This window comes from Micromonospora sp. NPDC005324 (genome assembly GCF_040607155.1).
Classification (GTDB): Bacteria; Actinomycetota; Actinomycetes; order Mycobacteriales; family Micromonosporaceae; genus Micromonospora; species Micromonospora trifolii.
The window spans coordinates 44,087-56,757 of the sequence record NZ_JBEXGE010000032.1 but is presented as its reverse complement, the minus strand read 5'-3'; the positions used below and the strand labels follow the sequence as shown (position 1 = coordinate 56,757).

Sequence of the window (12,671 nt, the reverse complement as noted above, 5' to 3'; positions counted from 1 at the left end):
CCTAGGCTTCCAGGCGGCGGCGGTGCGGTCGCCCGAGCGCGCCACCGTCGCGTCGTCACCGGGAGCTGCCCGGGGACCGCCGCTTTCTCGGATGGGGGCTGCCGGATGACTGACGGACCCGGGCACACCACTACCTACGTGCGCAAGGTGTTGGACCTTTTCGCCGAATTCGGCGACCGGGAGGCATTGGTCGGCGCCGATCGGCGACTCACCTACACCGAGGCCGCCGCGCGGGTCCGGACGATGGCCGCGACGTTGACCCGGCACGGCGTACGGCCCGGGTCGGCGGTGCTGGTGACCGTCGCGAACGCGGTGGAGGGTCCCCTGCTCCAACTCGCCCTGCACCTGCTCGGCTGCCGGACGATGTGGGTCGCCCCGGTGACCGCGCGTCGGGAGGTCGACGAGTTCATCCGGTTGGCCCGCCCGGACGCCCTGGTCTACGACGCCCGGGACCGGGCCAGCCTGGGCCCGGAGCTGGCCGCCGCGCTGCCCGGCACACCGGTCTGCTGTCTGGGCGCGGGCGGCGCCGGCCCCGACCTCACCGCCGACGCCGACGCCGACGTGGCGGAACTGCCGGCGTCCGTGCCGGCGCCCGAGTCGTTCCTCCAGACCAGCGGCACCACGGGTAGCCCCAAGCTGGTGCACCACCGGGAGAGCTTCTACGCCCAGATCCTCGCCCTGGCAGCCGACTTCCGCGCCGCCGGGTTCCCGCTGCTGCGGCACCTGTCGCACTCGCCGATGTGGCTGGCCAGCGGCCAGATCACCACGCTGTTCAACCTGTTCACCGGCGGGGTGCTGTTCCTGCGCGACGACTGGGACCCGGTGGCCTTCGTGGACACCGTACAACGGGAGAGGATCAACTCGACCTTCGTCACCCCGCCGATGCTCTACGAGGTGTTGGACCACCCGGCGCTGGTCGGCGCGGACTTCTCCGCCATGTTCATGTTCAACGTGGGCGCCGGGCCCGCCGCGCCCGCCCGGCTGCGCCAGGCCATCGCGCGGTTCGGTCCGGTGCTGCGCATCGTGTACGGCCTCAGCGAGGCGGTCGTGATCACCGCGCTGCCCGGGCTGACCGACGATCCGGAGCACCCGGAGCGGCTGCGCTCCTGCGGACGGCCCTACGGCGACGTCCGCATCGAGATCCGCGACGACGACGGCACGGTCCTGCCGACGGGCCGCGACGGCGAGGTGTGGGTGCGGACCCGACTGAGCTTCGCCGGCTACCACGGTCAGCCTGAGCTGACCGCGCAGACGCTCGTCGACGGGTGGGTGCGGACCCGCGACATCGGCCACCTCGACGACGACGGTTACCTCTACCTCGTCGACCGGGCACACGACATGATCGTCACGCACCGACGGAACTGGGCGATCTTCTGCCGCCCCATCGAGGACGTGCTGGTCGGGCACCCCCAGGTACGGGCCGCCGCCGTGATCGGCGTGCCGGACGAGACGGTCGGCGAGGTGCCGTACGCGTACGTGGTGCTCGGGCCGGGCGCGACGGTCACCGGTGCGGAGCTGATCGACCTGGTGACCGCCGAACTCAACGCGATGTGGGCGCCGGCCGCTGTGGAGTTCATCGACCGGCTGCCGGTGAACCGGTCGATGAAGGTGGACAAGCGGGCGCTGCGCGCAAGGTACGCGGCCCGTCGAGCGGCGGCGGTCGGGGCGTGACCCCCCGCCGGCAACTGGTCGTCCTGGTCAGCGCGGACCTGATCTCCAACCTGGGCACCCGCATCTCGGTGGTGACCATTCCGTGGCTGGTGCTGGTCACCACCGGCAGCCCCACCAAGATGGGCCTTGTCGCGTTCGCCGAGACCCTGCCGTACCTGCTGTCCAGCGCGTTGGGCACGCCCTGGGCGGACCGGATCGGCCTGCGCCGCACCTCGATCCTCTGCGACGCGGGCAGCGCGGTGGCGATGGTCGTCGTGGCGCTGACCCCGTGGTTGGGCTTCGCCCCGCTGCTGGCGCTCGTCGCGGTGGCCGGCGCGCTGCGCGGCATCGGGGACCGGGTGAAGCACGTGATGTTCCGCCCGGTCGCGGAGGCCGCCGGGGTGCCGCTGATCCGGCTGACCTCCGCGTACGACGGGCTCAGCCGGGTGGTGACCCTGTTCGGCGTCGCCGTGGGCGGTCTGCTGATCGCCGCGTTCGGGGTGACCGAGGCGATCCTCATCGACGCGGCCAGTTTCGGCGTCTGCGCACTGCTCATCGGCGTCCTGGTCCGCCCGCCGGCCGCCCCGACGCAACCCGCCCAGCCGGAGAGCTACCTGCGCGCCCTGCGGGGTGGCTTCAGCTACCTGGGCCGGGACCGGCCGCTGCTCGGCATGCTCGCCGTCATCTCGGCGCTGAACATGGTGGCCAACGCCAGCGTTGCCGTCTACATCCCGGTCTGGGTCGCCCGGGAGCTGTCCGGCCCGAGCGGTCTCGGCCTGGTGCTGGCGGCGTTCTCGGCGGGCGCGCTGCTGGGCAACCTGGTCTTCACGACGCTCGGGCCCCGACTGCCCCGGCGACTGACGTTCCTCCTCGGCGCGCTGGTCGCCGGCACGCCCCGGCTGGTGGCGCTGGCGATCAGCGACGAACTGCCGGTGGTGCTCGTGGTGACGTTCCTGTCCGGAATCGGCATCGCGGCGATCAATCCGCTGCTCGGGGTGGCGCTCTACGAGCGGGTGCCGCCGGAGTTGCAGACCCGGGTGATCGGCATCGCCGGTTCGTTGGCGTTCATCGGGTTGCCGGTCGGCGCGTTGCTCGGCGGCTGGTCGGTGGACGCGCTGGGATTCACCCCGGCCCTGCTGACCATGGCAGTGGCGTGCCTCGTGATCACCGCGTACCCCCTGCTGAGTAGGCCATCCGAGCCGGCGGCACCGGCGAGGACCACCCCCGTCGCCACCTCGTAAACCCGTTGCGGGCCCGGCCCGGCTGCCGCAGGCTCGGATCGATGAGCGAAGCAGCCCCATACGGCGTGCCGGTGACCGACGCCGCCGTGGCCGACCGGATCGACGTGGCCCTGGTCCACCGGCTGGTGGCCGAGCAGTTTCCCCAGTGGGCAGAGCTGCCGGTACGCCCCGTCGCTGTCGACGGCTGGGACAACCGCACCTTCCATCTGGGCGAGGAGATGACCGTACGGCTGCCCAGCGGCGCCGGGTACGCCCTCCAGGTCGCCAAGGAGCAGCGCTGGCTGCCGGTGCTCGGGCCACAACTGCCGGTGGAGGTGCCGACCCCACTCGGCTACGGCCGGCCCGGGACCGGATACCCGTATCCGTGGTCGGTCTACCGGTGGATCGACGGGCGGACCGCCCGACGCGAGCGGATCGACGACCTGTCCCGCTTCGCCACCGACCTCGCCACTTTCCTGCGCGCCCTGCGCAGTGTGGACGCCACCGACGGCCCGGCGGCCGGCCCACACAGCGCCTGGCGGGGTGGCCCGCTGTCCACGTACGACGCGGAGACCCGGACGGCGATCGGGACGCACCGCGACCGGGTGCCGGTCGAGGTGGTGACCGGTATCTGGCACGCCGCCCTCGACGCCACCTGGACCGGGCCGGCGGTCTGGTTCCACGGCGACGTCGCGGACGGCAACCTGCTGGTCCGCGACGGCCGACTCGCCGCGGTCATCGACTTCGGCTGCTCCGGCGTGGGCGACCCGGCCTGCGACACCGTGATCGCCTGGACCCTGCTGCACGGCCGCAGCCGGGCCGCCTTCCGCGCCGCACTCGGTCTCGACGACGCCACCTGGGCCCGAGGACGAGGTTGGGCCCTGTGGAAGGCGCTGATCACCCTGGACAATCCCGACCTGGCCAAGGCCGCCGGGGCCCGGCACGTGCTCGGCGAACTCCTCGCCGAGCACACCGTGACCCGCTGAATCCGTACCGGCCGGGGCCTGTCAGCGCCCGGCCGGGGCCGGGGTGGCGTGTTCCGTACGGCAACGTGGGCAGCGCAGTCGCGCCCCCGGGGCCGCCCGGGGCACCCGGAGCCGCTGACCGCAGCCACAGGTCAGCACCGGGGCCGACGCCAGCAGGTACTCGTCGCGTTCCCGGCGTGGCCACCGGCCGTGGCAGCGGGCGCACCACTTCGGCGGGTAGCTGTGGTAGTGGGCCAGGCCGAACGCGCCCGCGATCATCAGCGCGACGGGGACCAGCAGGCCCAGCGGCGCGAGCAGCGCGGTCGGCACTCCGCCGACGCCGTCGGAGACCAGCACGGCGACCACAGTGAGCACGACCACCGACACACCGAGCAGTGTGAACCCGAAGCCCCAGGCGAAGGTCAGCAGCGACGGCAGGAACATCCACATGCCGCCGGGCGCCCACCGACGGACCCCGTACCCATCGCAGCGTGGGCAGTTCGGCGAGGCGCGGTGCGGCACCGACCGTAGCGCCTTCGGCGCCAGCCACTGCACCAGAAGTTTGAGGATCTCCTCGACCAGTTTCGTCGCGAGGGCCTGAAGGAACGAACCGAGCATGCGCACCTGCCTCGCCGATGGATTCCGCGGTCGGCCCACCGCCCATCGTGGCGGTGGGTGCCAACAGCCCACCCCAGCGCGCCGACGTCGCGTCGTCCGCGACGCCAATCCGACAGCGGCCGTGCGTTGTTCGTCGGACGTTCGGCTGCTGGCCGCGCGGTCGTCGGCCGGGGACGGCTAGCGTCGACCGTCGTCACCGCACCTGGAGGCCGCCGCGTATGACGTCGTCACCCACCCGCCGCCGCACCGCCGAGGTCACCGCCGTACGTCGGATCGGCGACAGCGCGCCGCACAGCGCGTTCACCGACCTCGTCCGGTACGCGGGGAGCTGGTTCTGCGCCTTTCGGGAGGCCCGGACCCACCTCAGCGACGACGGTGTGATCCGGGTGCTGACCTCGACCGACGGCCGGTCCTGGGCTTCCGCGACGGTCATTCGGCAGGCCGGCGTCGACCTGCGCGACCCGCGCTTCGTGGCGCGCCCCGACGGGCGGCTGCAACTGCTGGCGGCGGCCGCCACCGGCGAGGCCACCAAGACGTTCCAGACGGTGACGTGGCTCTCCGCCGACGGGCACGCCTGGGGCGATCCGACCCCGGTGGGCGAGCCGGGCGTCTGGGTGTGGCGGGCGGCCTGGCACGACGACGTGATGTACGGCGTGGGCTACGCCACCCGGGAGCCGAGGTTCGCCCGGCTCTACCGCAGCACGGACGGGGTGGACCTTCGGCCGTGGGTGCCGACGCTGTTCGAGGACGGGTACCCCAACGAGTCCGGCCTGGTCTTCGCTCCGGACGGCACCGCCCTCTGCCTGCTGCGGCGGGACGCTGCCACCGCGAGCGCGCAGCTCGGCCGGGCCGTGCCGCCGTACCGGGACTGGACCTGGACCGACCTGGGTGTCCAGGTGGGCGGGCCGACGCTGCTCCGACTGCCCGACGGACTGCTGCTGGCCGGGGTGCGCCTGCACGACGGCGAGGTCCGCACCGCGATCTGCGTCGTCGACCCCGGCCGCGGCGAGCTGACCGAATTGGTAGCGCTGCCCTCTGGTGGTGACACCAGCTACCCCGGCCTGGTCTGGCACGACGACCTGCTGTGGGTGAGCTACTACTCGTCGCACGAGGGGCGGACCTGTGTCTACCTGGCCGAGGTCAGCCTGACCGGCTGAGCCTGGCCCGGCAGCCCGGCGGTCGGCTAGCGTGCCGGCATGCCATCGACGCTCACCGAATCGACGGACCCGTACTGTCTGCGCCCCGGGGAGGCCGCCGAGCTGCTGCGCGGGCACCCGTGGCGGCGGTTCGTGGCGCTCGGTGACAGCGTCGTGGAGGGCATGTGTGAACCGACGCCGGGCTACCCGGACGTGCAGTGGGTCGACCGGGTGGCCGCCGAGCTGACCGCCGTGCGCCCCGAGCTGGCGTACCGGAATCTGGGTCGACGCGGGCTGCGCGCGCACCAGGTGCGGGCCACCCAGCTCGCCCCGGCGCTGGCCTTCGCCCCGGACCTCGCGCTGGTGGTCTGCGGCGGCAACGACGCCTTCCACCCGGCGTACGACGCGGAGGCGGTGGACGCCGAGCTGACCGCGATGATCACCGCGTTGCGCGACGTGGGCGCCGACGTGATCACAGTGGGCATGTTCGACGTCTCGCACAGCCCGGCGGTGCCCGAGCACCTCCGGCCCGGCCTGGGCGAACGAATGCGCCGCCTGTCGGCACACACCGCACGCCTGGCCGAGCGCCTGAACACGATCCACGTGCACCTGACCGACCACCCCCTGACGGCCGACCCCACCCTTTACAGCACCGACGGCCGCCACGGCAGCGCCCGCAGCGACGCCATAGCAACAGCCCAAACCCTCCGCACCCTCTCCCCCCAGCTCCACCACCCCGAACCCCAGGCCGGCCCTCGTTGATCAATGAAGTTATTGCCATGACACGCCGCCCCGAAGGGCAACAAATTCATGATCAACGAGGGCGGGAGGGCGAGGGTGCGGTGGGGCCGGGGTCAGGTGGTCAGGAGGATTCCGGTTAGGAGGACGCCGTGGGCCAGGTTGAGGATTCCGTCGCAGCCGGGGTAGCCGACCCTCGCCAGGCCGCCGGAGGCGTGGCGACCGAACAGGTACGGGGCCAGGGAGTACGGGACGTCGGCGGTGACCGTCTCACAGGTCTCGATCTGGACGAAGTCCATCGACACCCGGTCGGTCGGCAGGTACTCCTGGAGGATGGCGCCGCCCTGGTCGACGGCGGCCCGCACACCGTCGGCCCAGTCCGCAGCGCTCAACTCCGGGCCGAGCAGCACGCCGTGCCCGGCCGAACCGTCGGCCGGCTTCGCCACCAGCGTGGCCTGCTCGGCGATGGCCCGGTCGAGCACCGCGGCGGTCAACGGCACCGTGTACGGCACGTGCCGGCGGATCAGCGCCTGGTCGTCGGCGGGCAGCCCGTCCACGTCCTCCCACAGCCAACCGAACGTGGTCTTGTTGCCGAGCAGCCAGGCCGCCGCCGACACGAACATCGGTAGGGTTCCCGCGGCGAGGGCCAGGGCCACCGCGTCCAGGCCGGCAGTCGGGGTGACCCGGTTGGGCACGAAGAGCCGGAACAACGCGTCGACCGGCGCGCCGTCGACGACCAGGCGATTGTCGGCGTCCACTGTGGCGGTGGCGACCGGGGCGATGACCAGGTCGATGCCGAAGTCGCGGGCCCGTACGGCGAGGGGGTCGAGGATCCGGATGAACGTCTGCGGGTCGTCGAGGCCCGGGTAGTCGCCGTCGAAGTCCATCAGCAACGCCACCCGGGCGCCCTCGGGCAGCCGCAGTTCCTCGCGGATCGCCACGAACCGCTGGTCCAGCAGCGACGACGCGGCCCGCACCGGCAGGTCGTCGAGGATGCCGTGCTTCCGATAGAGACCCTCGTACCGCTGGATGACGGTGTCGGCGTCGAACCCGCCGCCGAGGCTGCTGTCGATGTTGTACTCCACGAACTTCGGCACCCCCGCGGAGAAGATCACGTCCGGGCGGTACGCGGCCAGCAGCGCCTCGGTCAGCGGCTCGGCCTCGTCCAGCAGCCGGGTCTCCCCCGCCGGTACGCCGAGCAGCCGGCGCAGCTCACCGGCGGTGCCGGCCCGCCGACGGCAGGCGTCGAGGATGAGCTGGGCGAGCCGGTCGCAGACCTCGTTGAGTTCGCGCCAGGCGTCGGCGGTGAGCACCGGGGGTCGGGCCAACCGCCACTGCTTGTTGTAGGTGGCCCGGCCGTGGAAGACCTGCTCCCAGGCCGCCGCGCCACTGGCCACCATGGCCCGACGGGCCGGCTCCGGGAGGTCGGTCCAGGCCCGGTCGGCCGCCGGCCACGGATAGTTCGGGTCGATCATGGTCCGTCCTTCACTGTCAGGTGGATGGCGGTGGCGAGCTGGTCCCGGCCGGGCTGAACGGCCCGGTCCAGTGCGGGGGCGAACGGCAGCACCGCCCCGTCCGGGCGGGTGACCCGGCGCGGCGGGGCGAGCAGCCGGACCCGCTCCACCACCGAGGCGATGATCTCCGCGGCCATCCCGCAGGAACGGTTGCCGTCGTCGAGCACCACGAGGCGTCCGGTGCGGGCCACCGACTCGGTGAGACCGTCGATGTCGAACGGGTACAGGGTGCGCGGGTCGAAGACCTCCACCGAGACCTGGTCGGCCAACTCCTCGGCGACGGCGAGCGCGTCGTGCACCAGGTGACCGATCGCTACCACTGTCACGTCGTCGCCGAAGCGGTGGATCCGGCCCCGGCCCAGCGGCACCGGCGCCAGGTCGTCGACGTCGTCGCGCACGTCCATCGCGCCGGCCGGCGCGAACACCACCACCGGGTCGTCGTGGCGGATCGCGGTGACCAGCAGCCCGTACGCGTCGGCCGGGGTGGCCGGCACGACGGTGACCACGCCGACGTGCGCGAAGAGGCTGTACGGGTGGTCGGAGTGCTGCCCGGCCCACCCGGTACGTGAGCCGGAGCCGGGCACCAGGTAGGTGACGGGGACACTGCACTGCCCACCGGTCATCAGCGGGAACTTGTGCGCGTGGTTGACGATCTGCTCGAAGACCAGGAACAGCAGCGACGGGATCTGGAACTCGATCACCGGCCGCAGCCCGGCCAGCGCCGCCCCGGTGGCGAAGCTGGTGAACGCCTGCTCCGACAGGGGGGTGTCGCGGACCCGTTCGGTCCCGAACCGCTTGGCCAGCCCGGTGGTCACCAACGACGCCCCGACCTGGACGTCCTCGCCGAGCAGGAACACCGCCTCGTCGCGGGCCAACTCGTCGGCGAGGGCCCGGGTCAGCGCCCGGCGGTACGACAGTCGGGTCATTCAGCCACCTCCGGTGCGGGCGGTCAGGCCACTGGCGTACAGGTAGGTCAACGCGTCGGCCGGGTCGGGTTCCGGGCTGTTCAGGGCGAAGCGCACCGCCGCGTCGAGGGTCGCCTCGACCTCGGCGTCCACGGCGGCCCGATCGGTGTCGGGGAGGCGTTCGCCCTGGATGCGCACCGGGTCCCGGGCCCGACCACGGGTCACCTCGTCGGGTGGCCGGTAGCCGTCGAGGCGTACCGCGTGTTCGAAGGTGTGGTGGACGTCGAAACGGTAGGTCCGGGCCTCGATCAGTTCGGGGCCGCCGCCGGCGCGCATCCGGTCGACGGCGGCGGACGCGGCGACGCGTACCGTCTCGGGGTCCTGGCCGTCGACCTGCACGGCCGGGATGCCGAACGCGGCGGCCCGGCCGGCGATGCTGCCGGCCACCGCGCCGGCGACCGGCATGGTGGTGGCGTAACCGTTGTTCTCGCAGACGAACAGCACCGGCACCCGCCAGAGCGCGGCCAGGTTGAACGCCTCCAGCAGCATCCCCTCGTTGACAGCGCCGTCGCCGAAGAAGCTCACCCCGACGGTGTCGCGGCCCCGGCGACGGTGGGCCCAGACCGCACCCGTGATGATCGCCCCGGAGGCGCCGACGATCGCGTTGGCGCCGAGCACACCGATGCTCAGGTCGGCGGCGTGCATCGAACCACCCCGGCCGGCGTTGAGGCCGGTGAGCCGGCCGCACAGCTCGGCGAGCATCCGGGCCGGGTCGGCCCCGCGGGCCAGGACGTGCCCGTGCCCGCGGTGGGTGCCGGCGAGCACGTCGTCGGCGTCCAGCGCGGCGCAGACGCCGGCGGCGATCCCCTCCTGACCGAGGTACGGGTGGATGCCGCCGACGATCTGCCCGCCGTGGACCAGCTCCACCGCCCGTTCCTCGAACCGGCGGATCAGCCGGACCGTGCGGTAGAGCCGGACCGGGTCGGCGTCGGTCACGCAGGCCCCTTGATGGCGGCCAGGATGTCGTCCCAGAGCCGGGCCCGGGCAGCGAGGGCGGTGTTGACGGTGTCGGCGCACTCCTGCCACTTGCTGTCGTCGTCGCCGCACAGGTCGGCGAGCATCTGCATGGCCATCGGGGTGTGCTGTTCGCCGTCGACCTCGATGTGCCGCTCCAGGTAGTCGACGAAGGTGTGCAGCCGGTTGCTGTGCTCGTTGACCGAGACGACCTGGGTGAACATGTCCGGGATCAGGTCCTCCCGGCCGAACGCGAAGGCCGCCGCCTGGCAGTGCACCGGGGTGGACTCGATGATCTGCCAGGTGGTCGCGGCGAACCTCGCCGACGCGGCCGGCACCCCGGCCTCGGCGAGCGCCTCGGTGACCGGCCGGCCGGCGCGCAGCAGGTCGATCAGGGCGTTCACCGCCGTGGTGTCCGCGCCGGCCTCGGCCATGCCCTGCACGTACAGCTCGAAGTGGCTGGTGTAGCCGCCGCCCAGCTCGTCGCTCTCCTCGACCATGACGATGTCGTTGATGAGGCGGCGGCTGCCGGTCGGGCCGGTCGGGATCCACGGCACGCTCACGCAGGTCAGTTGCCGTTGCAGCGACTTCAGCAGGGACATGAAGTCCCAGACCGCGAAGACGTGGTACTGCATGAAGGTGACCAGCGCCTCGTGGGTGTCGAGGTTGGCATAGAGCGGGTGCTTGACCACGGCGTCGCGCCGGTCCGTCACCGCCCGCTCCAACCGCTCGATGCCCGGGTGCGTCTTACCCCAGTCGTACCGTGACATGTCAGCCTCCCTGCTGGGCGCGGTGGCGCCAGATGACCGGGCAGTAGTCGGGGTCCGCGTAGTCCGGCCGCCCGTCGTGGGTGCGGCGGACCAGCACGTCGTGGTTGTACGCGGCGAGCGTGCCGTCGGAGAGCGGATACTCCCGCCAGCCGTTGTCGCCGTCCTGCAGGTGCAGCGAGATCGCCTGTCGGGGGCGACCGCTGACGTTGGGACCGCTGCCGTGGTAGGTGCGGCAGTGGTGGAAGCTCATGTGTCCCTTGGGGATCACCATCGGAATCTTGCGGATCTGGGCGCCGTTGTACGCGGCGTTCTCGGTCAGCATCTCCTCCAGCTGGCTGCGGTCCCGGTCGGCGAAGTGCCGCACCACCGTGTCGTCAGCGCCGATCTCCTTCCACCGGTGCGACCCGTCGACCATGGTGATGGTGCCCATCTCCTCCCCGCAGTCGTGGAAGGGGATGAACGCGGTGAGCATCTTCTCCGACGACGAGGACGCCCAGTAGTGCTTGTCGAAGTGCCAGGGCACGATGTTGCTCGGCTCGCCGGAGATCGGCGGCTTGTAGATCAGCGTGGACTGGAAGACCCGGATCTCGTCGGCCTGGGCCAGCCGGGCGGCGACCGCGCCGAGCAGCGGCTTGCGCAGGATCGCGCCGAGCCCGTCGTGTTCGTGGTGGACGTAGTCGTTGTGTCGCTGCACCGGGCCCAAGGACTGCTCCCAGTAGGCCAGCTTCGGTGGGCGCACCGGTAGCCGGCGGTCCCGCTCACCGTCGTAGTAGCGCTGCGCGGCGGCGGCGAGGGCGTCCACCTCGTCGTCGGTGAACACCTTCTCCGACAGGTACCAGCCGTGCTCGGCGTAGTGCCGCACGTCGTCGTCGGACGGCAGCAGCGCCCTCTCCTCGGAGGTCAACGGCTCGTAGTCGGTCGCGGTCACTGCGCCTCCTTGATTCGCGACTGCGGGGCTCGCAAACCCGGCTCACTCCTCGCGCTCACGCCCCCACCCCCTGTGGTGTGACCGCCACGGCGGCCAGTTCCCTCTCCTTGGCCTCGTAGAGCGCCTTGATGTTGCCGCTGCCGAAGCCCCGCGCGCCGCGCCGCTCGATCAGCTCCAGGAAGAGCGTGCGACGCACGTGCATCGACTCGGCGAAGATCTGCAACAGCTGACCGTCGTGGTCGGAGTCGACGAGCACACCCAGCTCGCGCAGCCGGTGCAGCGGGGCGTCGACCCGACCGACCCGCGCCTCCAGGGCGTCGTAGTAGCTGGCGGGGGTGCCGGCGAAGCGCACCCCGCGCCGGCCCAGCGCCTCCACCGCGCCGACGATGTCGTCGGTGCGCAGCCCCAGGTGCTGCACACCCCCACCGGCGTGCTGGTCGAGGAACGCGTCGATCTGTCCGGGCCGCCGGGCGCGGTCCGGTTCGAGCAGCACCACAGTGACCCGCCCGGACGGGCTCTGCACCACCTTGGAGTTCATCCCCTGCCCGTCGACCTCGATGTGCTCCTCGAAGATCTGCGCGAAGTCGAACAGCGCCTCGAAGTGCCGGACCGTCTCGTCGAGCTGACCGGGCGGCACGCAGACCGCCAGGTGGTCGATCTCCGCGAGCACCGGCGGGTGGCCGTCCGTCGTGGACACCGCCGCGGTGATGGCGCCGGGCAGGAACCCGCCCCCCTCGCCCCGGCGCTGCACCAGCCGGTGTCGCACGTCGGCGAAGCCGTCCACCTCGGCGATCACCACCTCGGCGTCCGCGCCGGTGTGGGTGGTCGGCGGCGTCACCCCGGTCGCGCCCCGGCCCACCAGCTCGGCGTACGCGGCCGACACGTCGTCGACCTCGACCGCGACGACCCCGATGCCGTCGCCGTGGCGTTGCACGTACCGCGCCGCCGGATGCTCGGCGCTCAACCCGGAGGTGAGCAGCAACCGGATGTCACCGTGACAGAGCAACAGCGAGCGCTGCCCCGCCAGCCCGGTCTCCGGACCACCCTGGCCACAGATCTCGAAGCCGACGGCGGTGCTGAAGTAGAAGGCCGCCTGTCGGGCGTCCCCCACGTAGAGTTCGATGTGGTCGATACCACGGATGTCCATGTCCCCTGAAACCCTTCCCACCCGATTCCCCCTGTGTTGCCGTCCGGGCACACCCCGCCCGGGATG

At 72.2% G+C, this 12,671-nt stretch carries 12 protein-coding genes; 5 read left to right on the top strand and 7 right to left on the bottom strand.

Annotation, left to right across the window (positions count from 1 at the left end):
• Positions 1–105: 105 nt before the first annotated feature.
• From ABZS40_RS27390 to ABZS40_RS27380, 3 genes are read left to right on the top strand one after another with little or no spacing between them, the layout of a single operon-like run.
• Complete coding sequence (locus ABZS40_RS27390) at positions 106–1,671, top strand: AMP-binding protein (protein ID WP_354946371.1); 1,566 nt, start codon at positions 106–108, stop codon at positions 1,669–1,671.
• On the top strand, positions 1,668–2,891 hold the full coding sequence (locus ABZS40_RS27385; RefSeq protein WP_354946370.1) for an MFS transporter: 1,224 nt from the start codon (positions 1,668–1,670) through the stop codon (positions 2,889–2,891). The genes ABZS40_RS27390 and ABZS40_RS27385 overlap by 4 nt, the downstream gene beginning before the upstream one ends.
• Positions 2,892–2,932: 41 nt before the next feature.
• Entirely contained in the window at positions 2,933–3,856 is a 924-nt protein-coding gene (locus tag ABZS40_RS27380; RefSeq protein ID WP_354946369.1) for an aminoglycoside phosphotransferase family protein, read from the top strand.
• Between the two features lie 21 nt (positions 3,857–3,877).
• Here the strand turns inward: ABZS40_RS27380 and ABZS40_RS27375 are convergent, their stop codons facing one another.
• Positions 3,878–4,453, bottom strand: coding sequence for a hypothetical protein (locus ABZS40_RS27375; RefSeq protein WP_354946368.1), 576 nt, complete (start codon positions 4,451–4,453; stop codon positions 3,878–3,880).
• A gap of 218 nt (positions 4,454–4,671) precedes the next feature.
• Between ABZS40_RS27375 and ABZS40_RS27370 the strand changes: the two genes are divergently transcribed.
• Positions 4,672–5,610: an exo-alpha-sialidase gene (locus ABZS40_RS27370; RefSeq protein ID WP_354946367.1), complete on the top strand. Its 939-nt coding sequence runs from the start codon at positions 4,672–4,674 to the stop codon at positions 5,608–5,610.
• Between the two features lie 39 nt (positions 5,611–5,649).
• Positions 5,650–6,351, top strand: a complete 702-nt coding sequence (locus tag ABZS40_RS27365; protein WP_354946366.1) for an SGNH/GDSL hydrolase family protein — start codon at positions 5,650–5,652, stop codon at positions 6,349–6,351.
• Between the two features lie 92 nt (positions 6,352–6,443).
• Here the strand turns inward: ABZS40_RS27365 and ABZS40_RS27360 are convergent, their stop codons facing one another.
• Genes ABZS40_RS27360 through hppD form a run of 6 tightly spaced genes read right to left on the bottom strand, consistent with a single transcriptional unit; the run spans position 6,444 to position 12,605 of the window.
• Positions 6,444–7,802 carry a hypothetical protein gene (locus ABZS40_RS27360; RefSeq protein ID WP_354946365.1) on the bottom strand — a complete coding sequence of 453 codons (1,359 nt, stop codon included), beginning with the start codon at positions 7,800–7,802 and terminating at the stop codon, positions 6,444–6,446.
• Positions 7,799–8,767: a transketolase C-terminal domain-containing protein gene (locus ABZS40_RS27355; protein WP_354946364.1), complete on the bottom strand. Its 969-nt coding sequence runs from the start codon at positions 8,765–8,767 to the stop codon at positions 7,799–7,801. The genes ABZS40_RS27360 and ABZS40_RS27355 overlap by 4 nt, the downstream gene beginning before the upstream one ends.
• Positions 8,768–9,742: a thiamine pyrophosphate-dependent dehydrogenase E1 component subunit alpha gene (locus ABZS40_RS27350; RefSeq protein ID WP_354946363.1), complete on the bottom strand. Its 975-nt coding sequence runs from the start codon at positions 9,740–9,742 to the stop codon at positions 8,768–8,770.
• The gene (locus ABZS40_RS27345) at positions 9,739–10,530 is read right to left on the bottom strand and encodes a DUF3050 domain-containing protein (RefSeq protein WP_354946362.1); all 792 of its coding nucleotides are present in this window, start codon (positions 10,528–10,530) and stop codon (positions 9,739–9,741) included. Before ABZS40_RS27345 ends, ABZS40_RS27350 begins: the two co-directional genes overlap by 4 nt.
• A 1-nt stretch (position 10,531) precedes the next feature.
• Positions 10,532–11,458 carry a phytanoyl-CoA dioxygenase family protein gene (locus tag ABZS40_RS27340; RefSeq protein WP_354946361.1) on the bottom strand — a complete coding sequence of 309 codons (927 nt, stop codon included), beginning with the start codon at positions 11,456–11,458 and terminating at the stop codon, positions 10,532–10,534.
• Positions 11,459–11,513: 55 nt separating this feature from the next.
• Positions 11,514–12,605, bottom strand: coding sequence for a 4-hydroxyphenylpyruvate dioxygenase (hppD, locus tag ABZS40_RS27335; RefSeq protein ID WP_354946360.1), 1,092 nt, complete (start codon positions 12,603–12,605; stop codon positions 11,514–11,516).
• Positions 12,606–12,671: the final 66 nt, after the last annotated feature.